Annotated in this window: 19 protein-coding genes; 11 read left to right on the plus strand and 8 right to left on the minus strand. The window is 46.9% G+C overall.

What is annotated here, in order from left to right; translation table 11 throughout:
- The 4 genes from dnaN to ibpA all read left to right on the plus strand — a co-directional run bounded on the left by dnaN (position 1) and on the right by ibpA (position 5280).
- Positions 1–1104 carry a DNA polymerase III subunit beta gene (dnaN, locus tag ACKLNH_RS18270; RefSeq protein WP_413113690.1) on the plus strand — a complete coding sequence of 368 codons (1104 nt, stop codon included), beginning with the start codon at positions 1–3 and terminating at the stop codon, positions 1102–1104.
- Positions 1105–1114: 10 nt separating this feature from the next.
- A complete protein-coding gene (recF, locus tag ACKLNH_RS18275) occupies positions 1115–2194 on the plus strand; it encodes a DNA replication/repair protein RecF (RefSeq protein WP_413113691.1) in 1080 nt (359 codons plus the stop codon).
- Between the two features lie 19 nt (positions 2195–2213).
- On the plus strand, positions 2214–4631 hold the full coding sequence (gyrB, locus tag ACKLNH_RS18280) for a DNA topoisomerase (ATP-hydrolyzing) subunit B (RefSeq protein ID WP_413113692.1): 2418 nt from the start codon (positions 2214–2216) through the stop codon (positions 4629–4631).
- Positions 4632–4836: 205 nt separating this feature from the next.
- The gene (gene ibpA, locus ACKLNH_RS18285; protein ID WP_413113693.1) at positions 4837–5280 is read left to right on the plus strand and encodes a small heat shock chaperone IbpA; all 444 of its coding nucleotides are present in this window, start codon (positions 4837–4839) and stop codon (positions 5278–5280) included.
- A gap of 456 nt (positions 5281–5736) precedes the next feature.
- Here the strand turns inward: ibpA and ACKLNH_RS18290 are convergent, their stop codons facing one another.
- The 4 genes from ACKLNH_RS18290 to glyQ form a co-directional block, all read right to left on the minus strand.
- The gene (locus tag ACKLNH_RS18290) at positions 5737–6990 is read right to left on the minus strand and encodes a valine--pyruvate transaminase (RefSeq protein ID WP_413113694.1); all 1254 of its coding nucleotides are present in this window, start codon (positions 6988–6990) and stop codon (positions 5737–5739) included.
- Between the two features lie 110 nt (positions 6991–7100).
- Positions 7101–9212, minus strand: a complete 2112-nt coding sequence (locus ACKLNH_RS18295; protein WP_413113695.1) for an alpha-amylase — start codon at positions 9210–9212, stop codon at positions 7101–7103.
- Positions 9213–9524: 312 nt separating this feature from the next.
- Complete coding sequence (glyS, locus tag ACKLNH_RS18300) at positions 9525–11594, minus strand: glycine--tRNA ligase subunit beta (RefSeq protein WP_413113696.1); 2070 nt, start codon at positions 11592–11594, stop codon at positions 9525–9527.
- 9 nt (positions 11595–11603) lie between these two features.
- Entirely contained in the window at positions 11604–12512 is a 909-nt protein-coding gene (gene glyQ / locus ACKLNH_RS18305; protein ID WP_413113697.1) for a glycine--tRNA ligase subunit alpha, read from the minus strand.
- Between the two features lie 232 nt (positions 12513–12744).
- Between glyQ and ACKLNH_RS18310 the strand changes: the two genes are divergently transcribed.
- Both ACKLNH_RS18310 and ACKLNH_RS18315 read left to right on the plus strand, forming a co-directional pair.
- The gene (locus ACKLNH_RS18310; RefSeq protein WP_413113698.1) at positions 12745–13404 is read left to right on the plus strand and encodes a YiaD family glycine zipper/OmpA-like lipoprotein; all 660 of its coding nucleotides are present in this window, start codon (positions 12745–12747) and stop codon (positions 13402–13404) included.
- Between the two features lie 282 nt (positions 13405–13686).
- Positions 13687–13920, plus strand: a complete 234-nt coding sequence (locus ACKLNH_RS18315) for a hypothetical protein (protein ID WP_413113699.1) — start codon at positions 13687–13689, stop codon at positions 13918–13920.
- A 48-nt stretch (positions 13921–13968) separates the two neighbouring features.
- Here the strand turns inward: ACKLNH_RS18315 and tusA are convergent, their stop codons facing one another.
- On the minus strand, positions 13969–14214 hold the full coding sequence (tusA, locus tag ACKLNH_RS18320; RefSeq protein WP_413113700.1) for a sulfurtransferase TusA: 246 nt from the start codon (positions 14212–14214) through the stop codon (positions 13969–13971).
- A gap of 123 nt (positions 14215–14337) precedes the next feature.
- Here tusA and ACKLNH_RS18325 point away from each other — a divergent pair, with 123 nt between their 5' ends.
- Both ACKLNH_RS18325 and ACKLNH_RS18330 read left to right on the plus strand, forming a co-directional pair.
- Positions 14338–14514 carry a hypothetical protein gene (locus tag ACKLNH_RS18325; RefSeq protein WP_413113701.1) on the plus strand — a complete coding sequence of 59 codons (177 nt, stop codon included), beginning with the start codon at positions 14338–14340 and terminating at the stop codon, positions 14512–14514.
- 43 nt (positions 14515–14557) lie between these two features.
- A complete protein-coding gene (locus tag ACKLNH_RS18330) occupies positions 14558–15520 on the plus strand; it encodes a LysR family transcriptional regulator (protein WP_413113702.1) in 963 nt (320 codons plus the stop codon).
- A gap of 22 nt (positions 15521–15542) precedes the next feature.
- Here ACKLNH_RS18330 and acuI read toward each other — a convergent pair whose 3' ends face one another.
- From acuI to fadB, 3 genes are all read right to left on the minus strand, one after another.
- Positions 15543–16523 (minus strand): acrylyl-CoA reductase (NADPH), encoded by a 981-nt coding sequence (acuI, locus tag ACKLNH_RS18335; protein WP_413113703.1) that lies wholly within the window; start codon positions 16521–16523, stop codon positions 15543–15545.
- Positions 16524–16741: 218 nt separating this feature from the next.
- A complete protein-coding gene (fadA, locus tag ACKLNH_RS18340) occupies positions 16742–17905 on the minus strand; it encodes an acetyl-CoA C-acyltransferase FadA (protein WP_413113704.1) in 1164 nt (387 codons plus the stop codon).
- A 10-nt stretch (positions 17906–17915) separates the two neighbouring features.
- A complete protein-coding gene (fadB, locus tag ACKLNH_RS18345; protein WP_413113705.1) occupies positions 17916–20090 on the minus strand; it encodes a fatty acid oxidation complex subunit alpha FadB in 2175 nt (724 codons plus the stop codon).
- A gap of 327 nt (positions 20091–20417) precedes the next feature.
- Here fadB and ACKLNH_RS18350 point away from each other — a divergent pair, with 327 nt between their 5' ends.
- Genes ACKLNH_RS18350 through hemG form a run of 3 tightly spaced genes read left to right on the plus strand, consistent with a single transcriptional unit; the run spans position 20418 to position 23062 of the window.
- Positions 20418–21035, plus strand: coding sequence for a YigZ family protein (locus ACKLNH_RS18350; protein WP_413113706.1), 618 nt, complete (start codon positions 20418–20420; stop codon positions 21033–21035).
- A 24-nt stretch (positions 21036–21059) separates the two neighbouring features.
- Positions 21060–22517 carry a TrkH family potassium uptake protein gene (locus ACKLNH_RS18355; RefSeq protein ID WP_413113707.1) on the plus strand — a complete coding sequence of 486 codons (1458 nt, stop codon included), beginning with the start codon at positions 21060–21062 and terminating at the stop codon, positions 22515–22517.
- A 14-nt stretch (positions 22518–22531) separates the two neighbouring features.
- Positions 22532–23062 carry a menaquinone-dependent protoporphyrinogen IX dehydrogenase gene (gene hemG / locus ACKLNH_RS18360; RefSeq protein ID WP_413113708.1) on the plus strand — a complete coding sequence of 177 codons (531 nt, stop codon included), beginning with the start codon at positions 22532–22534 and terminating at the stop codon, positions 23060–23062.
- The last annotated feature ends 226 nt before the right edge of the window (positions 23063–23288 follow it).

The following is a 23288-nucleotide window of genomic DNA, read 5'->3' on the forward strand; positions in this document are numbered from 1 at the left end:
ATGAAATTATCCATTGAGCGCTCGCGATTATTAAAACCCTTACAGCAAGTGTCTGGTGCATTAGGGGGGCGTCCGGCCTTACCCATTCTTGGTAATGTACTTGTTGAGGTCAGCCCACAGGGGTTGTTGTCTTTGACTGGCACTGATATGGAAGTGGAGCTTATTGGGCAGGTGCAGCTAGAAAGTGAGTTTATCGCAGGTGCTACCACCGTCCCATCACGGAAATTTCTCGATATTATTCGGGGGTTACCAGACACTGCCAACATTACGTTGACGCTCGAAGGAGAGCGATTGATCATTCGTTCCGGTCGTAGTCGTTACTCTTTGGCGACGCTCCCCGCGGGCGACTTTCCGAATATCGAAGATTGGCAAAGTGACGTCGAATTTTCGTTGTCTCAAGCGTCATTACGCCACTTAATTGAGAGCACACAGTTCTCAATGGCGAATCAGGATGTCCGCTATTATCTTAACGGCATGTTGTTTGAGACCGATGGTAATGTGGTGCGCACAGTGGCAACCGATGGACACCGTATGGCGGTCTGTCAGGCGACACTTGAGCAAGCGATGAGTGCAAAACAAGTGATAGTGCCACGTAAAGGGGTGCAAGAATTGGTGCGCTTATTAGAAGCGTCTGAAGAGCGTGTCTTGTTACAGATTGGCGGTGCTAACATTCGTACAACGGTCAATGGCTTTGTGTTTACCTCAAAGTTGGTTGATGGCCGCTTTCCTGATTATCGTCGTGTGATGCCACAAAGTAGTAACAAGACCTTGATTGCCGATTGTGACGAACTAAAACAAGCTTTCTCTCGTGCGGCCATTTTGTCGAACGAGAAGTTCCGTGGTGTGCGAGTTAATTTAGAGCAGGGGCAGATGCGAATTTCTGCCAATAACCCTGAGCAAGAAGAAGCGGAAGAATTCCTCGATGTCGACTATCAAGGTGACATCATTGAAATCGGCTTTAATGTGAGTTACGTGCTAGATGTATTAAACACATTGAAGTGTGATCAAGTGAAGATATTAATGACAGACGCGAACGCCAGTGCGCTCGTAGAAGACGTTGCTAATGACGACGCTAGCTACGTAGTGATGCCGATCAGGCTATAATTGGTCTGACATGTTTCTAGAACGTTTAATCATTAAAGATTTTCGTAATCTTGCTGATTGCGACTTAACGCTCAGTCGTAGTTTTAATTATTTAATTGGCACCAATGGAAGCGGTAAAACCAGTCTGCTTGAAGCGGTGCACTTTCTAGGACATGGCCGTTCGTTCCGTAGCCATTTAACTAAGCGGGTTATTCGTTACGAGCAACCCGCCTTGTTTGTGCATGGTCGTATAGCCGCAGCGGACACTACCGTGCTTCCGGTTGGGATCAGTAAATCTCGCGATGGCGAGACGGACGTAAAAATAGCCGGCCAAGCTAATCAGAAGTTGGCGCAATTGGCCCAAGTGCTACCGATGCAACTGATTACCCCAGAAGGGTTTGAGTTATTGACTGGTGGCCCTAAATTTCGTCGCGCATTCATTGATTGGGGCGTTTTTCATCTTCATCCCGAATTTTATACCGCGTGGAGTCGTTTAAAGCGACTAACGCGGCAACGCAATGCCCAATTAAAGCGTGCACGCAGTTATCGTGATGTCGCTTATTGGGACAACGAACTAGCAATGTTATGTGAGCAAATTGATGTGTGGCGACAGGCTTATGTCAGCGCTATATCAGTCAAGGCGTTACAGATTTGCCAGGACTTCTTACCAGAGTTTGATATTCGTCTCAGCTATTACCGGGGTTGGGATAAAGCTAGTGACTATCGACAGCTTCTTGCTGATAATTTTGAGCGAGACAGCCAGTTAGGTTATACCGTCAGTGGTGCTCATAAAGCAGACTTGCGGCTTAAGATAGGTACAATACCGGTAGAAGACGTGCTGTCGCGCGGGCAGTTAAAACTCATGGTATGTGCACTGCGTTTAGCTCAGGGGATTCATCTTACTGAGCAGACCGGAAAACAGTGTTTATACCTGATCGATGACTTCGCGTCCGAGCTCGACAGTGAGAAGCGCGGCTTGTTGGCTCGTTGTCTGTCGCAAACTGATGCTCAGGTGTTTATTAGTGCAATAAACCCAGCGCAAATTGCGGAGATGAACAACGAAAATGGCAAGATGTTTTATGTGGAAAACGGTAAAATAACCGCAGGATAAATATAGCGAGAGTAACTCAATGTCCAACAATTATGATTCATCAAGTATCAAGGTACTAAAAGGCCTTGATGCGGTACGTAAGCGCCCAGGGATGTATATCGGTGATACCGATGATGGTACAGGCTTACACCATATGGTTTTTGAGGTCGTTGATAACTCAATTGACGAAGCTCTTGCTGGCCATTGTGAAGATATCGTGGTAACGATTCATGAGGATAACTCGGTTTCTGTCAGTGATGATGGACGTGGTATCCCAACTGAAATTCACCCAGAAGAGGGCGTGTCTGCAGCAGAGGTTATCATGACCGTTCTGCACGCTGGTGGTAAGTTTGATGATAACTCATATAAAGTGTCTGGTGGTTTGCACGGCGTTGGGGTGTCAGTTGTTAACGCCCTGTCTGAAAAAGTTGAACTTACTGTTCATCGCCAAGGTAAAACACACCAACAAACTTATCATCATGGTGAGCCCCAAGCGCCGCTTGCTGTTGTTAGTGAAACGAGCAAGCAAGGCACAATTATTCGCTTCTGGCCGAGCGAAGAGACGTTTACTAATGTTGTTTTCCAATATGATATTTTGGCCAAGCGACTGCGTGAGCTATCGTTTCTGAATTCAGGCGTGTCGATTCGTTTAATTGATAAGCGTGAAAATGGAAAAGAAGATCACTTCATGTATGAAGGCGGTATCCAAGCCTTTGTTCAACACTTAAACCGCAATAAGACGCCGATTCACCCGAAAGCGTTCCACTTTAATTTCGAACGAGAAGATGGCATCGCAGTAGAAGTGGCTATGCAGTGGAGTGATAGTTATCAAGAGAGCATCTATTGCTTTACGAATAACATTCCACAACGCGACGGTGGAACGCACTTGGCAGGCTTCCGTGGTGCGTTGACTCGTACTTTGAATAACTTCATGGATAAAGAAGGCTATTCGAAGAAAGAGAAGACCACGACCTCAGGTGATGATGCACGTGAAGGTTTGACAGCCGTTGTATCGGTAAAAGTGCCGGATCCTAAGTTCTCTAGCCAGACTAAAGATAAGCTAGTGTCTAGTGAAGTGAAATCAGCCGTTGAATCGGCAATGGGTGAAAAACTCAGCGAGTTTTTGTTAGAAAACCCAGGTGATGCGAAAATTGTCTGCTCAAAAATTATTGATGCGGCTCGAGCACGTGACGCTGCGCGTAAAGCGCGTGAGATGACGCGTCGTAAAGGAGCGCTCGATTTAGCGGGACTACCGGGTAAACTTGCTGACTGTCAGGAAAAAGATCCTGCCTTGTCTGAACTCTACATAGTGGAGGGTGATTCTGCAGGCGGATCAGCGAAGCAAGGACGTAACCGTAAGAATCAGGCTATCTTGCCATTGAAAGGTAAGATTCTAAACGTAGAAAAAGCCCGCTTCGATAAGATGCTCTCTTCACAAGAGGTCGCGACTTTGATTACAGCCATGGGCTGTGGGATTGGACGTGATGAGTATAACCCTGACAAGTTGCGCTATCACAATATCATTATCATGACCGATGCCGATGTCGATGGTTCGCACATTCGTACTCTGCTATTGACCTTTTTCTATCGTCAAATGCCAGAGCTGATTGAGCGCGGTCACATCTACATTGCTCAGCCACCACTGTATAAAGTGAAAAAGGGCAAGCAAGAGCAGTACATCAAAGATGATGAAGATATGGCGCTGTACCAAATCGCATTAGCGTTAGACAATGCGGCGTTATATACCGAAGAGGGTGCGCCTGCGATTTCGGGGATAGCGTTAGAAGATATCGTTAAGCAATACAACAGCACGTTGAAGCTGATTGAACGCCTAAGCCGTCGTTATCCTAGTTTGCTATTGAACGAACTGACTCACGCGCCACGTTTGATTGAGTCCATGTTAGGCAACGAAGCCGAATTGGAGCAGTGGACTGAGGCCTTGGTTGCTGGCCTGAATGACAAGCAATCGGGTGAGAGCGAGTATGACTTCGAGCTGATTCGCGACGAAGAGAATGACGTACGAGTTCCAAAAATCACCGTACGTACACACGGCGTAAATTACGAATATGTAATCTCGTTCGATTTCTTGCACTCGAAAGAGTACAACAAACTGGCACAACTGGGTGAAACCCTTAACGGTTTGCTAGAAGAAACGGCTTATGTGCAGCGTGGTGAGCGCAGACAGCCAGTGAAGAGCTTTGCTGAAGCGTTAGCTTGGCTAGGTAAAGAATCGCGTCGTGGCTTCTCTCTACAGCGCTATAAAGGGCTAGGAGAGATGAACCCAGAGCAGCTTTGGGAAACCACCATGGATCCTGAAAGCCGTCGTATGATGCAAGTAACCGTGCACGATGCAGTGGCGGCTGATGAGCTGTTTACGACCTTGATGGGCGACCACGTTGAACCGCGTCGTCAGTTTATTGAGTCTAATGCACTGAACGTTGCCAATCTTGACGTATAGATTGAATTATTAAGTCAGTTATAAGACGCCGCATTATGCGGCGTTTTTTTTATATAAAAAACGCGTGTTAGGGGTTGGAAAGCAAAATTTAAACCTTAGATCTGATAATGAGTGAGGATGATGCCTGAGGGGTCATCTCATACTGTTCACGTCGAGCGGGTGCACTCAACCTTAAACATTATTGCTTCTAAGAAGGATGATAACTATGCGTAACATCGATTTTTCCCCGCTATATCGCAGTGCAATTGGCTTTGATCGCCTGTTCAACTTGGTCGAAAACAATGCGCCAAATGCTAACGGTGGCTACCCACCTTACAACATTGAGCAGCAGGATGAGAATCACTATCGGATTACCATGGCGGTAGCCGGTTTTGCTGAAGCTCAGTTGGATATCACTCAGCAACAAAACACCCTAATAGTAAAAGGCAATAAAGCAGCAGCGTTGAATAACGAACGTCATTTCCTCTATCAAGGTATTGCCGATCGTAATTTTGAGCGTAAGTTCCAGTTAGCCGATCACGTCAATGTGGTGGGTGCCAATATGGAGAATGGGTTATTGCACATCGATTTGGAACGCGAAATTCCAGAAGAGATGAAACCACGGAAAATTAGTATTGGCAGTGGTGAGCTGATTGAAAATAAAGAGTAACACGCTGGCATGGTATTCTTGTCATTGTAAATAGTGCCGTTGTACTGAGTCATAGCGCCCACCTCGAGTGGGCGTTTTTTTGCGTTCTGCTAAGTGATTAGAAATATAGCAGTGACAGAGTCGGTTCGCTGCTGTCACAGCGAAGTGCTCTTCGTGAAGAGAGTGTTTCATGTGAAACGTCGTCTGCTTTACGGTGGTAGCTTTTCGATGGTTAGTGTTGTGGTATAGCGCCAATTAGTCGCTAAACGTGACACCGTACAGATTTAAATCTGCACCGTTGTACTGAGTTATCTGGGCTGGGATTTTGGCAGCATATTGGATGAATGGGACAATTTTCAAACACGTTGTGCGGGCTGAAAATTACAATGAGGGTGGGGAGTCGTCGTGATAGCTTAGATAAGGCTTAGGCAACGAGCCGACGCTCATGCTGTTCGGCTCGTGTTTCACGTGAAACAGTTAGCCTTCACGATAGGCGCGGTTAACTTCTTCAGCAATGATATCAATTCCTGCGGTTAGCACGTCTTCATCCTGGGCATAGTTCATGCGTAAGCATTGTGTACGGTGGGGCCAATTGGGGTCATCGATGCCGATAAAGAAATACTCACCAGGTACAATCAATACGCCACGTTGCTTGAGGCGTTGATAAAGGGTTTGACTGGTTATTGGTAACTCATCAAACCAAAGCCACAAGAAGATAGCGCCCTCAGGTTTATGAACGCGAAAACGTGGGTCTGGGATTTGCTGCTGCAAACGTGTCAGAGCAAACTGACTGCGACGCTGATAAAAGGGTTTGATGACATCGGCACTCAATGCTAACAGCTGCTCAGATTTAATGAGCTCATGACCAATTAAAGGGCCGACACTGCCGGGCGCTAAATTGATCACGCCATTAATATTGGTGAGCGCTCGTGTGATCTCTTCAGAGGCAATCACAATACCGCAGCGTAAACCGGGTAGGCCAAGCTTAGATAGGCTCATGCATAACACGGTGTTGTCATTCCACATCGGTGCAACGTCAGCAAAAATAATGTCAGGGAAGGGTAGCCCGTAAGCATTATCAACAATTAACGGTATATCGTTGGCTTTGGCAAGGAGGTCTAACTTGGTGATCTCTTCGTTGGTTAACACATTCCCCGTCGGGTTAGTTGGGCGGGAAACACAGATTGCACCAATATCATCACCGATACTAAGTTGGCTAAAATCGACATGGTATTTAAACTGGCGGTTATCGAGAAACTCTATCTGCGGTTGATAACTGGTAAACATTGTTTCGGCTAGACCACTGTCGGCATAACCAATATATTCAGGGGCGAGTGGTAAGAGTATCTTCTTTTGTTTACCGTCTGCGGTCTGCCCGGCAAAGAGATTAAATAAGTTAAAAAAAGCGCTTTGCGAACCGTTACTAAGGCTAATGTTTTTAGCGCTGATATCCCAGCCATAAACCTCACGCAGTAGGTTTGCAAGGGCTGAGATGAAGGTACTTTTACCTTGTGGGCCATCGTAATTCGTCATTGCTTGGGTGAGGGCGCCAGAGGCGGCGAGGTGCTGGTTTAATTGATCAAAACATTCAATGACCGCCGGTATTTGGGCGGGGTTGCCACCGCCAAGCATGATGGCGTTGGGGTTTTGCAGCCCCTCATTTAAGTCATCCATTAATTGAGTAATTGCCGACAAACCACCAAATTTGTCGCCGAATGAAGAGTAATCCATACTGCTGCTCACTTTAAACGTCATAATATAATTAGAGATAAAGAGGGCCTACCTTAGCCCTCTCTATCTCCATAACAACATAACCTATCAGTGCGCAATTAAAAAGCGGATTATTCTTTGTTGCTATTGCCAACATAAACGATCATTATCCGATCGGTGTCTGTTTGGCGGCTAAAGGCATAGTAGGGTGCGGTGCTTAAGGTTCGATGAGTCCCTTGGCTGATTGCTGGGTGGCGTTGGCGAAATTGTCCCAGCCGTTGCCAGTGCTTAACGAGTGCTAGGTTCTCATCCCAGTTCATGGCTGAGCGCGTTCCTTGGTGAGGGTCTGATCCTGATGGGCCCAACGACCTTCCACTTTCGTCGCCATAGAATATCTGCACCCCTCCGGGGGTTAACAGCAGCGCATTAGCAGCACGTTTTTGCTCTGCCATGCTGTGAGTATGGGTACCATAAAACAGCGCAGTGTCGTGGCTAGAGAGGTAGCTGAGCAGATTAAATTGTTGGTCACGATTGATGGTATCGGCATAACGCTGAAAGTCAGCATCCATATGAAGTAAACAGGTGACACCACGTGGTGCGATGTCGGTTTGGAATTCAAAATTTATCATCGAATCAAAACCATGGTCAAAGTAGTCACTGCGATAGGCACCATGCCCCCACGCTTCTCCTGTCATCCAGAATGCTATCCCATCATCAACGTGATGGGTTGTTTTCCATTGCTGTAATGCCAACGTTGCTTGTCGTTTAAGCTCGGCGAGGGTGGCTTTTTCAACATGTTTGGCGGTATCAACACGAAATCCGTCGATGCCGTATTCAGCCACCCATTGCGTTAGCCAGCGAATGATGTGTGCACTGGGCAGCCGTTGGGTATCTTCAGCTTGATGGTCAGCCTTGTTAGCAAAGAAGGCAGGCAAAGGGACTGGCGTTTGACTCTCTGTCATTATGTCGGGTAGGAAGTTGAGAGACATGGTTAAAGGATCATAGCCAGGACTGTCGTAGTTGCCGATGTCGGTACGAATCCAGCCTTTTCCCCACCAGCGTGACCAACTCTCAGCATCGCTAAAGTCGATATAGTCGTTAAAACTATGCCAAGTTTGCCTGTCACTTGGCTGCCAGTCGGTCCATTTGTCACCTAAGACTTGCCGACGTTCATCGTCATTGAGGTATAGGGAACCAAATTGAAACGACTGCATATCTGCTAAGGTCGCGTAGCCAATGTGGTTGATAACCACATCCCAGATTATCTTTATTCCACGCAGATGTGCTTGCTCGATCAGTGTACGCAGTTCTTGTTCCGTCCCCATGTTTGCATCGAGGTTTGTCCAATCAAGATGATAGTAACCGTGGTAACCATAGTGTTTAAAATCACCGTCATCTCCGCCACCAACCCAACCATGGATTTGCTCTAATGGCGAGGTAATCCACAATGCATTTACGCCAAGCGATGCAATGTAATCGAGCTTTTCGGTTAGCCCAGCCAGATCACCGCCATGAAAGGTAGCAATCTCCTTATCGCCATCGGAGCGTCGTCCATAGCTATTATCATTATCTGGGTTGCCATTATGAAAACGATCGGTCATGGCGAAGTAGACGATGGCGTTATCCCAGCTAAAGGCTGGGGTTTGCACTGCGTTATTTGGTGGTATTTGCTCTAACAGAATGAGACCTTCACTGTCCAGTGCTGGAGCCAGGCTTAATTGCCCAGCGGTGACTTGTGCAGTGTTGCCACTATAGGCATCGCGAAGCCAGTCGCCCTCATTAAAAATTTCGCTAACATCGATGTCAATGACCTGTCCTGTATTTGATGGGCAAGGGGCCATCGTTGGCCGTGTATTGCTGCGCTCCAATCGTTTGAGTGTCAGTTGCGCGTTGGGCTTATCAATCTCTATATAGTAGGTATCAGACTTGAATATTCGCACGGGCAGTGTGGTTGACGTTGCACAGAGTTCGATCGCATTGTGACGATTAAACTTTAGTGCTTCACCTGTTTTTAAATCGATATAGCAATCGCTGTCCAGCGCATTGATGGTTAATTGATAGTGTCCCTTTTTAAAGTAGTGTTTCACGTGAAACACCATGTCATGATCTGCTGAGTTTGATTGGAACGGGATAATAAGTGGAGTGTTTTCAGTGGTGGAAGCCAAGGTCAATTCATATTGGGCGGCAGTCGCTGCGTTTATTAGTGGTAGTGTGAAGATAAGACTTATTGCGAGAGCTTTCATTGTACGGTCCGTGTTGGTTAACAAAGTAATCCTTATGAGTGGCTGTTCCTTAGTATGTACAGTCTCGGCCGATAGAGCTGATTGATGCTAAGGGTGGCTCCGTTATAGCAGAGTTAGGCCGCTACAAAACGTAACTGATCTCTCGAATATCAAGGTTGATGCTGCGCGAAAAGTCAGACGTGTAGCAGTTAGGGTCTATCGATGTTGAACGGGAATTATTAGGGATGTTTTAGAGAGGACGCACAATCGAAAAGGAATCGAAAGAAAAAAAGCCCGGCTATTTAGCCGGGCTCTAAGAACACGTTTGACGACTTACTTCTGCAATACAGATATGTCAGCGATGTTGAGGAACTGTTCACGGAGTAAGTTAAGCATCGTGAGACGGTTAACTTTCAATGCTTCATCGTCAGCCATTACCATAACATTGTCGAAGAAGGCATCGACGCTGTCGCGCAATGTGGCAAGCTCCGTTAGCGCCGTTTGGTAATCACCGTTCGCAAACAGTGGCTGTAGCTTTTCAACCATATCGTTGATTTGCGTTGCCAGCACTGTCTCTGCTTGCTCGGTTAGCAGAGCGGCATCAATGTTGGCACTGAGCGTGCCATTGAATTTCGCTAAAATGTTACCAACACGCTTGTTAGCCGCAGCCAGTGACTCCGCTGCATCTAAGGTACGGAAGTGGCTTACCGCTTTAACGCGCTTATCGAAATCTGCTGGGCGTGTAGGGCGACGAGCCAAAACAGCTTGGATAACATCAACGCTGAAGCCTTCGTCTTGGTACCAAGCACGGAAACGACCCAGCATGAAATCAATCACGTCTGTTTCCACGTTATCGTTGCTAAGGCGATCGCCAAATAGGGATTTCGCTTTAGCAATCAGATCGGTCAAATCTAAGGCATAGCCATTTTCGACGATAATACGCAATACACCTAACGATGCACGACGCAATGCAAATGGGTCTGAGCCTTTTGGTGCTTGGCCAATACCAAAGATACCCACGATGGTATCCAGTTTGTCTGCCATTGCGACCGCAGATGAAACGCCATTACTCGGCAGTTCATCACCCGCAAAGCGTGGCATGTATTGTTCGTTCAATGCCAGTGCGACTTGCTCGTCTTCACCATCATGACGCGCATAGTGCATGCCCATAACACCTTGAGTATCCGTGAACTCGAATACCATTGACGTCATCAAATCACATTTTGCTAGCAATCCGGCACGCTTAGACTTGTCGACATCAGCACCGATTTGCTGGGCAATATAGCCCGCCAGTTCAGTGATGCGATCGGTTTTGTCTTTGATCGTTCCTAGTTGCTTCTGGAAGATAGCATTATCTAGCTCAGGTAGGCGATCAATCAGTGGACGCTTACGGTCAGTATTAAAGAAGAACTCAGCATCAGCTAGGCGAGGGCGTACTACTTTCTCGTTACCTTCGATAACGTGGCGTGGCTCTTTAGATTCGATATTTGAAACGAAGATAAAGTTAGGTAGCAACTGCTTGTTTTCGTCATACACCGGGAAGTATTTTTGATCCCCTTTCATGGTGTAGACCAAAGCTTCAGATGGAACTTTTAGGAACTCTTGTTCAAATTTAGCGGTAAGTACGACTGGCCATTCAACCAATGACGTCACCTCTTCCACTAAGTCATCGTCAAGATCGGCTTGTCCACCTACGGCTGCAGCGGCTTTTTGTGCTTCGGCAATAATGATCGCTTTACGCGCTTCATAATCGGCCATAACACGACCACGCTCAAGCAGGATGGCTGGATACTGATCTGCATTGTCGATGGTGAACTCAGCTTCACCCATAAAGCGGTGACCACGGATGGTACGAGCAGAAGCAACGCCAAGAATGGTGCCTTCGATAAGTTCGTCACCTAACAGTATGGTCAGGGTTTTAACGGGACGAATAAACTGAGTCTCTTTATCGCCCCAGCGCATTGGTTTTGCGATAGGGAGGTTTGCTAGTGCTTTGGCAGCTAACTCGACAACCAGTTCTTTGGCGGCTTTGCCTTTGACTTCTTGCTTATGAAGAAGCCATTCGCCTTTATCGGTTTTAAGGCGTTCGGCTTGTTCAACAGTAATGCCATTACCACGCGCCCAGCCCATAGCCGCTTTAGTTGGGTTACCCTCTGCATCAAATGCAGCGGCAACAGCCGGTCCACGCTTCTCTACCACTTTATCAGCTTGGCCTTCCGCCAGTGCGGTCACTTTTAGTGCCATGCGGCGTGGGCTAGCAAACCACTCGATACCTTGATGCGCCAATTCGGCGGCTGTCAATTCGGCTTCGAAATTGGCTTTAAATGCTTCTGCAAGTGTGCGAAGTTGCGTTGGTGGGAGTTCTTCCGTACCCAGCTCAATCAGAAAATTGCGTTCGGTCATGAAGACTCCTTATTTCTTCTTACACATTGGGAAACCTAAAGCTTCACGTGAGGCGTAATAAGCTTCTGCTACCTGTTTTGTCAGGTTACGAATGCGCAAGATATAACGCTGACGCTCGGTCACAGAGATTGCTTTACGCGCATCAAGCAAGTTGAAGGCGTGACCCGCTTTAAGAATACGTTCATAGGCAGGCAGTGATAGCGGCGTCTCTAGTGCCAGTAGCTCTTGACACTCTTTTTCACACTGATCAAAGAAGGTGAATAAGAAGTCTACATCGGCATGCTCGAAGTTATATGTTGACTGTTCCACTTCGTTTTGGTGGAAAATGTCGCCATATGTAACTTTACCAAAAGGACCATCTGTCCAAACCAGGTCATAGACTGAATCTACACCTTGAATGTACATGGCTAGACGCTCGATACCGTAGGTGATTTCGCCGGTAACAGGTTTACACTCTAAACCGCCGACTTGTTGGAAGTAGGTAAATTGAGTGACTTCCATGCCGTTGAGCCACACTTCCCAGCCCAAGCCCCATGCACCCAGTGTCGGGTTTTCCCAGTTGTCTTCTACAAAGCGAATATCATGAACTTGTGTATCGACACCTAAGGCTTCTAGTGAGCCTAGGTAAAGTTCCTGAATGTTATCGGGTGATGGCTTTAGAATGACCTGAAACTGATAGTAATGCTGTAGGCGGTTAGGGTTTTCACCATAGCGTCCGTCGGTTGGACGACGTGATGGTTGAACATAAGCCGCAGCGATTGGCTCTGGACCTAATGCGCGTAGACATGTCATTGGGTGTGAGGTACCAGCACCCACTTCCATGTCCAGTGGTTGTACTACGGTACAGCCTTGCTGGCCCCAGTAATCCTGCAGCGCGAGGATCATGCCCTGAAAAGTTTTGATGTCGTATTTGTGCATTGTCAACTTCGCGTGAAAATAGTGGATTGAAATGTGAAAATAACAGTCGATTATACATTGACAGGCCGTGTCGGAGTAGGGGAAAACGCCTTTTTTATCACCAATTTTTACAGTGCTGAGATATGTCCTTTGCTGCGTAATTTGACATAGTGTTAACAGAGTTGCTAATTATTCTACTATAATCGCGAAGAATACTATATTTGGCAAAAAGACAGGTTCGCACGGAGCAGATATGAAAAAATTGCTACTCGCTACGTTGATCGCTGCAACGGCAGTGACAGGATGTTCAACCACCAACCCTTACTCTGGTGAAAGTCAAACCGCGAAAGCGACCACGGGCTCAGTGATTGGTGCCGTTGCTGGCGCAGCTGTTGGCGCTGCATCATCAAGCAAAGGGGATCGTAAAAAAGGCATATTGATTGGTGCTGCATCAGGTGCTGCTGTTGGTGGTGGTATTGGTTATTACATGGATGTGCAGGAAGCCAAGTTGCGTGAGCAATTACAAGCGTCAGGTATTACCGTTACGCGTAACGGTGACAACATTATCTTAAATATGCCAAATGAAATTACATTTAACGTCAATGAAACCAATCTGGATTCTCGTGCGGTACTGGCGCTACGTAATGTTGCATTGGTGGTGAAAGAGTATGACCAAACAATGTTAAATATCTTAGGGCATACCGATAGCACGGGCTCAGCAAGCTACAACCAAGAGCTTTCTCAACGCCGAGCGAATGAAGTGCGCAATCAGCTAATTGCAGAAGGCGTCTCGCCTGCACGTTTGGTTGCCACAGGGCGCGGTGAATCTAGCCCAATCGCGAACAACAGCACAGAGCAAGGACGAGCAGAGAATCGACGTGTAGAGATTATTCTCTCCCCACTACCTCAATAGGCAGTATGCGAATCGCTTAATACCGCGCAAACACCTAATACAGCGTAAACGATAGTAAGGCAGAGTGTGCATACGTACTCTCTGCCTTTTTTATTGTCGTGTTAAACGAGGTGGTCGATTTGACAATATTGAGAAAGGGGGATGATGAAGGTTAAAATTGTGCCGTGGTTATCAGATTTGAAATCTTAATGTGCATTTTTGGTTAAGCGTGATCATTGGTTCAGAATGCTAACCGCAGTTTTGCTACAGTTTTTATGTCAAACAGCGGAAATTGGAGAGCTTATGATCAGGTTCACTGCATTATCGCTACACAGCCAGTATCGGTTATTTAGTTTTGGCTTGGTGTTGAATATTTTTGGCATGGTATTAACGGATGTGTGGGTACCGATGGTCGTCGGGGCGATTGTCACCACGTATTTATCTGTTGAGGCGCTGATTCGGCTGCGATATGTCGAACCGATAGAGAAAGAGATTGCGCAATTGCGAGAGCAAGTGGAACAATTGCGCGCGAAATAATGCCTCTCTTCGCGGGGCGTAAAAGCAAATAATCACAGGATGATTTGATTATTGGCCAATCTTAATTAGATATTGATACGGCATTTGTTCGGTTTGAGCTGCCACTAGCGTGTGATCCATAAACCGGCAAAAGCTTGGGATATCTCGCGTCGTTGATGGGTCATCAGCAATAATTAGTAAGGTTTCGCCTTGCGCCATTCGTCTTACTGTTTTGCGCACCATCATGACAGGCTCAGGACAGCGCAAGCCTTGAGCTTGTAAAGATTGAGTTGGGTTGTCGAATGGACTGGTCATGATGCACCTCTTTCGTTGGGGAGCTGATCATACCTATGATTGAAGAAGAATCAATCTCTGCCTCAATATTGACCTGTAAACCAAAAGAAACACTGTCAGTTTAATCGAAAATAGGGGGAAAATATGAACTATATTCACCGTATGACCCTGTACCTCGTTGCCTTGCTATTGGCCTTTATGGCTGTCTTTGTCTCACCGGAACCACAGCTATCTATGCCTATGCTCTTGGGGGTGGTAGCACTTATTAGCGGCTTTTCTATTGAGTATATTTTTGCACCGGATAATCGGCATAAAGAGTAATATTTCTGACATACTGTAACAAATGCCTAGAGATGGAAGCAGTATGGAGCTGGAAGAAATTTATCGACGAGATCTCAACCTATTGGTCGCTCTCAAGGTCCTTATTGATGAGGGCAGTGTTAGTCGGGCGGCCATTCGTCTTAATCTAAGTCAATCAGCCATGAGTCGCGTATTAGCCAGAATGCGTGTCTTGGTTGACGATCCCCTGTTTACTCGCCAAGGACAGAAGCTGATTCCGACCCAGCGCGCACTTGATCTCAATCAGGCGCTCAATAGCCCGCTGGAAGCACTGCGACAAGTGTTAACCCCTAAAGATTTTGATCCTAAAACCTGTACACAGGTATTTAGAATCGCGACGACCGACTATGCAATGCAAACCATTTTGCCATTTGCGCTGCCGCGGATTTATCAAGAAGCTCCGCATCTATCGTTAGATTTTGTTCCCTTACAGCATGATCATTTGGTGGAGCAACTGACCACGGACGGGTGTGACATGGCAATCTGCCGCCCGGCATACAGTGTTGCTGGACTACAGCAGGACTCACTTGGCCCGGTTAGCGTGTTTTGTCTGTTATCTGCCCAGCACCCGTTAGCTAATCAAGCGATGTCATTGGATGATTACTTGGCATATCCCCACGCAACGATAGCGATAAGCGATGGCGTTAAGGCATTGATTGATGATGCTCTACGGGGCCATCCAGCACGTCGGCAGGTATTGCGTGCTTATCATTTGGAGGCCGCCCTTGCCATTGTGGAGCAGATGCCGTTGATTATCACGGTGCCGGCAGATTTGGCCTATTTGGTGGCAGAAAAACATCATTTAGTGATTAAGCCTTTGCCATTTGTATTTAAACCTTTCGACTACTCCCTGTTGTGGCATCCAAGAACAGAGCATTCGGCATCGCAGCAATGGTTGAGGAAGATTATTAAAGAGGAGTGTGGCAAGTTGATCAACACACGGATACATGCGATGGGATTAGCTGAGCCTATGGACTGGGTAGAGTGAGCCCATAGGCAATATTGACGAATTAGAGCTTAATTACCACACGGCCAGTGATTTGACCTTGCGTGATCGCCTCGGCGCACTCAGCGACTTGGTCAAGGGTGATTTCCTGACAGGCTTGTTCGTAGTATTTTGCCGGTAGTAGCTCAACAATACGTTGCCATGCGGCTTGGCGTTTTTCAAATGGGCACATCACTGAATCAATACCGATCAGTTTTACACCGCGTAGGATAAACGGCATTACTGTGGTGGGTAAGTCAAAACCGCCAGCCAATCCACACGCAGCCACTGCACCATCATAATCGACCTGCGCTAATGCCTTGGCGAGGATTTTACTGCCTACCGTGTCGACGACGCCTGCCCATACTTGTTTTTCGAGGGCGCGAGCTGGCTCTTCAAAGACATGCCGGTCGATGACCTCATTTGCTCCCAGTGAAGTAAGCAGTGCCGTGTTGTCTGCAGCGCGACCTGTTAAAGCACTAACGCGATAGCCTAATTGGGATAGCAAAGTAACGGCGACAGAGCCGACACCGCCACTCGCACCCGTGACTAACACGGGGCCTTTGTCTGGAGTAACACCAGCATCTTGTAGTGCTTGCACACAGAGCATCGCGGTAAGACCCGCGGTGCCAATCATCATGGCTTGTTTTCCATCGATGCCTTTTGGCTGCGGTACTAGCCAGTCAGCGTTGAGGCTGGCTTTTTCAGCCATGCCACCCCAATGGCTCTCGCCGACACCCCAGCCGGTAAGTACAACCTGATCGCCGGGTTGGTAACGGGCATCTTTAGAGCTGAGAACTTCACCGCTGAGATCAATGCCAGGCACCATTGGAAATTGGCGAACAATCTTCCCTTTTCCGGTAATGGCTAAGCCATCTTTAAAGTTAAGCGACGAGTAGTTAACTGAAATAATAACGTTGTTGTCTGGTAACTGACTGTCTTCAAGCTGTTGAACTGAAGAGAGCGTGCGTTTGTCTTGTTGTTCTAATACTAGGGCTTTAAACATGTTTACCTCGTGAGGCCAATTGGTGCTGTTGTTAGCGAGCATTGACGAGTGAACTGTATGATTCTGTCATTTCATCATGAGCTTAACCGTTGTCATTTAGTGTAGACAGGATAGAGGTATGAATAAAGTGAAACATATACATATACTCTATGACTTTTGTGCAAGTGTATGGGTTTAGAAAGCAGGCGTGAGCCTGCCCGTTGATGGAAGTACTCTGTTTATGGGCGTTCAAATATCGTCGCGATGCCTTGCCCTAAACCAATACACATAGTGGCTAGGCCAAACTGTCGATCTTGTTGTTCCATTAGATTGATGAGGGTGGTCGAAATACGGGCGCCAGAGCAGCCAAGCGGGTGGCCGAGGGCGATAGCTCCGCCATTAAGATTGACCTTTTCCTCCATTTTATCGAGTAGGTCCAGCTCTTTTAAGCAAGGTAATGATTGAGCGGCAAAGGCTTCGTTAAGCTCAATAATGCCGATGTCATGAATGGATAGGTTGGCGCGAGCTAAGGCTTTTTTTGTCGCAGGTACGGGACCAAAGCCCATAATAGAAGGGTCACAACCCGCAATCGCCATGGCATGCACACGAGCACGAATGGTGACTCCGAGGGCTTTTGCTTTGTTTTCGCTCATAACAAGCATCGCCGCCGCACCATCGGATAACGCAGAGGATGTTCCGGCAGTAACTGTGCCATTGACGGGGTCGAATACGGGACGCAGTTCGGCCAGTGAGTCGAGATTTGTTTCAGGGCGAATGACTTCATCGTGCTCTATTAGCTGTAATGCTCCGTCATGGTCATGGCCTGGAAGAGGATAGATTTCGTGGCTAAAACGGCCCTCTAGGGTTGCAGCGTGAGCACGCTGGTGAGAGCGGGTAGCAAAGGCATCTTGCATTTCGCGACTAATGTTATAGCGACGCCCTAGCATTTCTGCGGTTAAGCCCATCATTCCTGCGGCTTTTGCGACGGTTCGTGACAGTTGCGGATGAAAATCAACACCATGGTTCATTGGCACATGGCCCATATGTTCCACGCCACCGATGATGCAGATATCAGCATCGCCAACCATGATGGCACGTGATGCATCATGCAGTGCTTGCATCGATGAACCGCATAAACGGTTAACGGTTGTCGCGCCAATGGTATGTGGCAAACCGGCCAATAACGCAGCGTTGCGACCAATGTTAAAGCCTTGCTCTAACGTCTGTTGTACACAGCCCCAGTAAATATCTTCAATCTCTTCTGGATGCACTTGGGGGGTTCTTTTTAGCAGTCCCTGCATAAGGTGCGCAGAAAGGTCTTCTGCGCGAGTATGACGAAACGCTCCATTCTTTGAGCGGCCCATAGGGGTGCGAATACAATCAACAATGACGGCTCGGTTCATGATGATCTCCTTAATATTGAGGCTGAATAGGAGCCGGAGTTGGAAAATAGGTTTCCCCGCAAGCGGCTTTTTGACGTAACCCATCAGGCACCTGATAAATTTCACCTAAGCTTGTGTATTGATCGGCGATCGCGACGTAATTAGACAGTCCCATGTTATCGAGATAACGGAATGCACCGCCTTGGAATGGAGGAAAACCGAGCCCATAAACAAGCGCGATATCTGCCTCCGCAGGCGAAGCAATAATGCCTTCTTCTAAACAGCGCACGACTTCATTGATCATCGGGATCATCATTCTGTTTATAACCGTTTGAGAGGATAAGTCATCGCATTGGCGCTGAATTGGTGCCAGTAAAGAATGAGTCGTTTCATCTATTGTCTTTTGTGGTTTTCCTTTTCGATCTGCTATGTATTGATAAAAACCGTGCTCACTTTTTTGTCCAAATCGTTGCGCCTCGAAGAGTACATCGATGGCGTCCCGATAATCTTTGCTCATTCGTGAAGGAAAGCCTTCTGCCATAATGGCTTGTGCGTGATGAGCGGTATCTATACCGACAACGTCGAGCAGGTAAGCCGGTCCCATCGGCCAACCAAACTGTTTCTCCATGACTTGGTCGACATACTGATAATCGGCGCCATCTCTTAGCAATAAACTAAAGCCAGTAAAGTAGGGGAACAGTACGCGGTTGACAAAAAAGCCCGGGCAATCATTTACGACAATAGGAGATTTACCCAGTTGAGTAGCATAGGTCACGATGCGGTTGATCGTCTCATCAGAGGTGTGCTTGCCGCGGATGATTTCTACTAATGGCATACGGTGTACAGGATTAAAGAAATGCATACCGCAAAAGTTTTCGGGGCGCTGCAAGGAGCGTGCAAGTAGGCTCACAGGGATAGTGGATGTATTGGTAGCAATAATGGTCTCAGGGGGAATTTTTTGCTCTACCTCAGCAATGACACTGGCTTTGATTTTGGGGTCTTCAACCACGGCTTCAATGACGACATCACACCGTTCAATTCCTGTGTAGTTTAAACTCGGTGTAATTGAAGTGAGCGTTTTGGCCATTTTTAGGCTGTCCATACGCCCTTTGGTGACTCTTTGATTCAGTAGCTTGGAGGCCTCTGTCATTCCCAGCTCAAGTGAGGCGGGGGCGATGTCTTTCATTAATATCGGCACCCCTTTAAACGCCGATTGATAAGCAATTCCTCCCCCCATGATACCAGCACCGATGACCGCGGCATTTTTTGTTGCCACTGATGCTTTGGCTGCTTTTTTTGCCTGTGATTTGATGACTTGATCATTGAGGAAAATGCTAACCAATGCCCTTGCTACGTCTGTTTTCGCTAAGGTAACGAAGTGTTCGGTTTCAATAACTAAGGCTTCGTCACGAGAGAGTGTCGCGCTGGCTTCTATACTCGCAACTGCAGCAAGAGGAGCGGGATAGTGCGGCCCAGCAGCTAACGATACCATGCCTTTGGCGGTGATAAAGCTCATGCTCGCTTCGGTACGATTGAGGGCTAACGGTTGTTTTTTTTGTTGCCGACGGCTGAGCCAATCGAGCTTACCCTCAATGGCACTTTGTAGCATGCGCAGGGCACTGTCATATAAGTTGTCATTACTGACAACGGCATCTAATAGACCAACTTTAAGCGCTTGGGCGGCAGAGTAGTCTTTACCTGCTGTAATGATTTCCATGGCACTATCTGCGCCGATGAGCCGTGGTAGACGAACGGTTCCTCCCCAACCAGGGATAATGCCTAACTTACACTCTGGTAATCCTATGCGACAGCGTTCATCTCCAATGCGAAAGTCAGTCGCCAATACGCATTCGCACCCCCCACCTAAAGCATGGCCGTTAATGGCACTGATGGTGGGATAGGGCAAATCTTCGAGGTGATTAAAGATGCTGTTAGCGTGTTTAAGCCAGCCTGCCAATATCGCGTGGTCAACATCGAATAAACTCATAAACTCGTGAATGTCGGCGCCAACAATAAATGCCGCTTTGTCAGAGGTGAGGATGAGACCCTTGATGTTTTTATATTGATCAAGGGTATTAAGGGCCTTGTTTAGAACTTCAAGTGTCGCTAGATTGAATTTATTGACGGAGCCAGGTGCATGAAAGGTGAGAATGGCAATCTGTTGTTCATTGATCCGGATAGAGAGAGTGTCGGATTGATAAATCATAGCCTTGTCTCCATGACTAGGTTGAGGGTCAATGCGCGTGGTTAGACCAGTTATTTAAATACTAGTTTGAGCAGAAACTGACGCAATTTCAATGCGACGCACTAACATTTTATTAACCTTTGCGTTCGTCCTTGATGGGGTTTTGTGTTATTTTCTTATTTATTAGTGCCTTAAGTGGACTTCGGTGTCTTGCCTTTATGTGAGAGAGGTGGCGCGTTATCGGTGGAGCAAGGATAAGTGCTTAAGTTGCTCAGATAGTTTAATAGCTGTGGTATCCTTATTACCTTCAATCCGTAAAATTATTTTCCAGCTTTGCTGTTTCATACTATGAGTGATCTACCCTACTTAATTCCTGCTGCTTCTATAAACGTTGAGGAGGAAATAAAGAAAAGCCGCTTTATTACTTATTTGGCACACACGCCAAATGTTGAGGCAGCCAAAGCGTTTGTCGCAAAGATTAAAGCCAAACATGCCGATGCTCGTCATAATTGCTGGGGCTTTGTTGCTGGCCGGCCGGAGAATTCTATGCTGTGGGGGTTTAGTGATGATGGTGAGCCATCAGGCACAGCAGGAAAGCCGATATTGGCTCAACTTAGTGGTTCGGGAGTTGGAGAGATCGCGGCAGTAGTAACACGCTATTCCGGGGGGATTAAACTTGGCACTGGTGGGTTAGTTAAGGCATACGGTGGAGGAGTGCAGCACGCTCTTCAGCAGTTACCGACGGTAACGAAACAAGTGACAATTATGGGGACAGTGCAGTGCGCCTATTCACAAGTTGGTGATGTAGAGTCCCTTTTGTCACAGTATCACGGTAAGCTAATCCATACTGATTATGGACAAGATGTGATCATGCAATGTGAACTGGAAAAGCGAGTAGCTCAGCAGTTTGCCATACATCTATTTGAGCGCAGTAGCGGACAACTTGTCGTCAGGTTCGCCGAATAACTAGGATAAGCGCACAGTACTATCATGCAATTTCGTTCAATTATACGCATTGTCGGCTTACTGCTGGCTCTCTTTAGCTTTACTATGCTAGCCCCCGCGATGGTCGCTTTTATCTATCGCGATGGCGCGGGTTTCCCCTTTGTCGTGACTTTTATGCTGTTGCTGTTTTTTGGCGCATTGCTTTGGGTGCCTAATCGGCGTCATAAGCATGAATTGAAAGCACGAGATGGATTTCTTATTGTGGTGCTGTTTTGGACCGTAATCGGTGGGGCCGGATCTGTGCCCTTTATTTTGGCGGAGAACCCAAATCTATCTTTTACTGACTCTATGTTTGAATCTTTTTCCGGGCTAACCACTACCGGGGCTACCGTGATTACTGGGTTAGACTCATTACCAAAAGCGATTCTATTTTACCGTCAGTTATTACAGTGGTTTGGTGGTATGGGGATAATTGTTTTAGCTGTGGCGATATTGCCGGTGTTGGGGATTGGTGGCATGCAGCTCTACCGTGCTGAAATTCCTGGGCCGGTTAAAGATTCTAAAATGACACCCCGTATTGCTGAGACAGCAAAAGCATTATGGTATATCTATTTAACCTTAACGGTCGCATGTGCATTGGCCTTTTGGCTGGCTGGGATGACGGCATTTGATGCGTTGTCGCACAGCTTCTCTACTGTCGCGATTGGTGGCTTTTCCACGCATGACGCCAGCATGGGCTATTTTGATAGTCCGGCAATAAACCTCATTACTGTCGTATTTTTGTTTATCTCGGCAATTAATTTTTCACTACACTTTGCCGCCTTTTCGAATCGTGGGGTTCAATTGCGAACCTACTGGCGCGATCCTGAGTTGCGCGCGTTCGTCTTTATACAGCTGGTGTTGTTCCTGATTTGCTTTGGTATGTTGCTTGGGCATCATGGTAGCTTTACCTTTTTTGAAGCTGTGGATCAGGCCCTCTTTCAATCAGTTTCGATCTCCACCACCGCTGGCTTTACCACAACCAGCTTTGCGGAATGGCCGCTGTTCTTACCTGTCTTATTACTTTTCTCTTCTTTTATTGGTGGTTGTGCGGGGTCTACTGGCGGAGGAATGAAAGTTATCCGTATGCTACTGCTCTCTTTGCAAGGGAGTCGAGAGTTAAAGCGTCTGGTTCACCCGCGAGCTGTCTACACCATTAAAATTGGTAAAAATGCGTTACCTCAACGTGTCGTGGATGCGGTATGGGGTTTTTTCTCTGCGTATGCACTGGTCTTTGTTGTTTGTATGCTAGCAATCATCGCTACAGGCGTTGATGAATTAACGGCGTTTTCTGCCGTAGCGGCGACCTTGAACAACCTTGGCCCTGGGCTTGGGGAGGTGGCGGTCCATTTTGGTGAGATAAACAGTGCCGCAAAGTGGGTGCTCATTTTAGCCATGTTATTTGGGCGGTTAGAAGTATTTACATTATTGGTTCTCTTCACGCCGACATTTTGGCGTAGCTAAAGGATGAAGCGGAAATGAAAAGAGTATTGTTGGCTTACTCAAGCCAAGAAGGGCAAACCAAGAAGATACTGACGGCATTGGAAATGCAGTGGTCTTGTCGGGCACAATGTGATTGGCTGGATATTCATACTGGGTCTGAAGTGGATATAGCACAGTATGATAAGGTGATTGTTGCAGCTTCTATTCGCTATGGGCGATTCAATAAAGTGGTATATCAATTTTGTAAGCGGTATCAGCTGCAGCTAGCAGCGACATCTGCTGCTTTTATTTGCGTGAATCTAACAGCAAGAAAACCGGGAAAAGATTTGCCTGAAAATAGCGTATATATTAAAAAGTTTCTTCGTCGCTCTCCTTGGCAACCTGAAACGATAGGTATATTTGCGGGAGCATTACTCTATCCGCGCTATCGCTTCTTCGATCGCATCATGATTCAGCTTATTATGCGAATGACCGGCGGTGAGACGGATGTTAGCAAAGAAGTTGAATATACCGATTGGGAAAAAGTACGTAAGTTTGGTGATTTTTTCGTCGCCAAATCCAGTTAAATGCCATCTTTGGTGCTTTTTTATTCAATCAATCTGAAATTGAATAAAAAAGCTTGTCAGAAGCAATTAACTCCCTATAATGCCGCCTCACTGACACGGAATAACGAAGATGATTCGTTGCAGTGTTTGGTAATTTGGTGATTTAAATCTTCAATTTAACTGTTGACACTTAGATTGAATTGATTAGAATAACCAACCTCATCGCAAGGTGAGCGTTCTTTAACAA

The sequence above is a fragment of the Thaumasiovibrio clandestinus genome (assembly GCF_047250365.1).
In the GTDB taxonomy this organism is placed as follows: Bacteria; Pseudomonadota; Gammaproteobacteria; order Enterobacterales; family Vibrionaceae; genus Thaumasiovibrio.

Coding starts and splice junctions, on each gene's coding strand:
- glyS (WP_413113696.1), bottom strand. CDS start 11,594: ATGACCGAACGCAATTTTCTGATTGAGCTGGGTACGGAAGAACTCCCA.
- ACKLNH_RS18325 (WP_413113701.1), top strand. CDS start 14,338: ATGAACTATATTCACCGTATGACCCTGTACCTCGTTGCCTTGCTATTG.
- hemG (WP_413113708.1), top strand. CDS start 22,532: ATGAAAAGAGTATTGTTGGCTTACTCAAGCCAAGAAGGGCAAACCAAG.
- ACKLNH_RS18295 (WP_413113695.1), bottom strand. CDS start 9,212: ATGAAAGCTCTCGCAATAAGTCTTATCTTCACACTACCACTAATAAAC.
- glyQ (WP_413113697.1), bottom strand. CDS start 12,512: ATGCACAAATACGACATCAAAACTTTTCAGGGCATGATCCTCGCGCTG.
- ACKLNH_RS18290 (WP_413113694.1), bottom strand. CDS start 6,990: ATGGATTACTCTTCATTCGGCGACAAATTTGGTGGTTTGTCGGCAATT.
- recF (WP_413113691.1), top strand. CDS start 1,115: ATGTTTCTAGAACGTTTAATCATTAAAGATTTTCGTAATCTTGCTGAT.
- ACKLNH_RS18330 (WP_413113702.1), top strand. CDS start 14,558: ATGGAGCTGGAAGAAATTTATCGACGAGATCTCAACCTATTGGTCGCT.
- acuI (WP_413113703.1), bottom strand. CDS start 16,523: ATGTTTAAAGCCCTAGTATTAGAACAACAAGACAAACGCACGCTCTCT.
- tusA (WP_413113700.1), bottom strand. CDS start 14,214: ATGACCAGTCCATTCGACAACCCAACTCAATCTTTACAAGCTCAAGGC.
- ibpA (WP_413113693.1), top strand. CDS start 4,837: ATGCGTAACATCGATTTTTCCCCGCTATATCGCAGTGCAATTGGCTTT.
- fadB (WP_413113705.1), bottom strand. CDS start 20,090: ATGATTTATCAATCCGACACTCTCTCTATCCGGATCAATGAACAACAG.
- gyrB (WP_413113692.1), top strand. CDS start 2,214: ATGTCCAACAATTATGATTCATCAAGTATCAAGGTACTAAAAGGCCTT.
- dnaN (WP_413113690.1), top strand. CDS start 1: ATGAAATTATCCATTGAGCGCTCGCGATTATTAAAACCCTTACAGCAA.
- ACKLNH_RS18355 (WP_413113707.1), top strand. CDS start 21,060: ATGCAATTTCGTTCAATTATACGCATTGTCGGCTTACTGCTGGCTCTC.
- ACKLNH_RS18350 (WP_413113706.1), top strand. CDS start 20,418: ATGAGTGATCTACCCTACTTAATTCCTGCTGCTTCTATAAACGTTGAG.
- ACKLNH_RS18315 (WP_413113699.1), top strand. CDS start 13,687: ATGATCAGGTTCACTGCATTATCGCTACACAGCCAGTATCGGTTATTT.
- ACKLNH_RS18310 (WP_413113698.1), top strand. CDS start 12,745: ATGAAAAAATTGCTACTCGCTACGTTGATCGCTGCAACGGCAGTGACA.
- fadA (WP_413113704.1), bottom strand. CDS start 17,905: ATGAACCGAGCCGTCATTGTTGATTGTATTCGCACCCCTATGGGCCGC.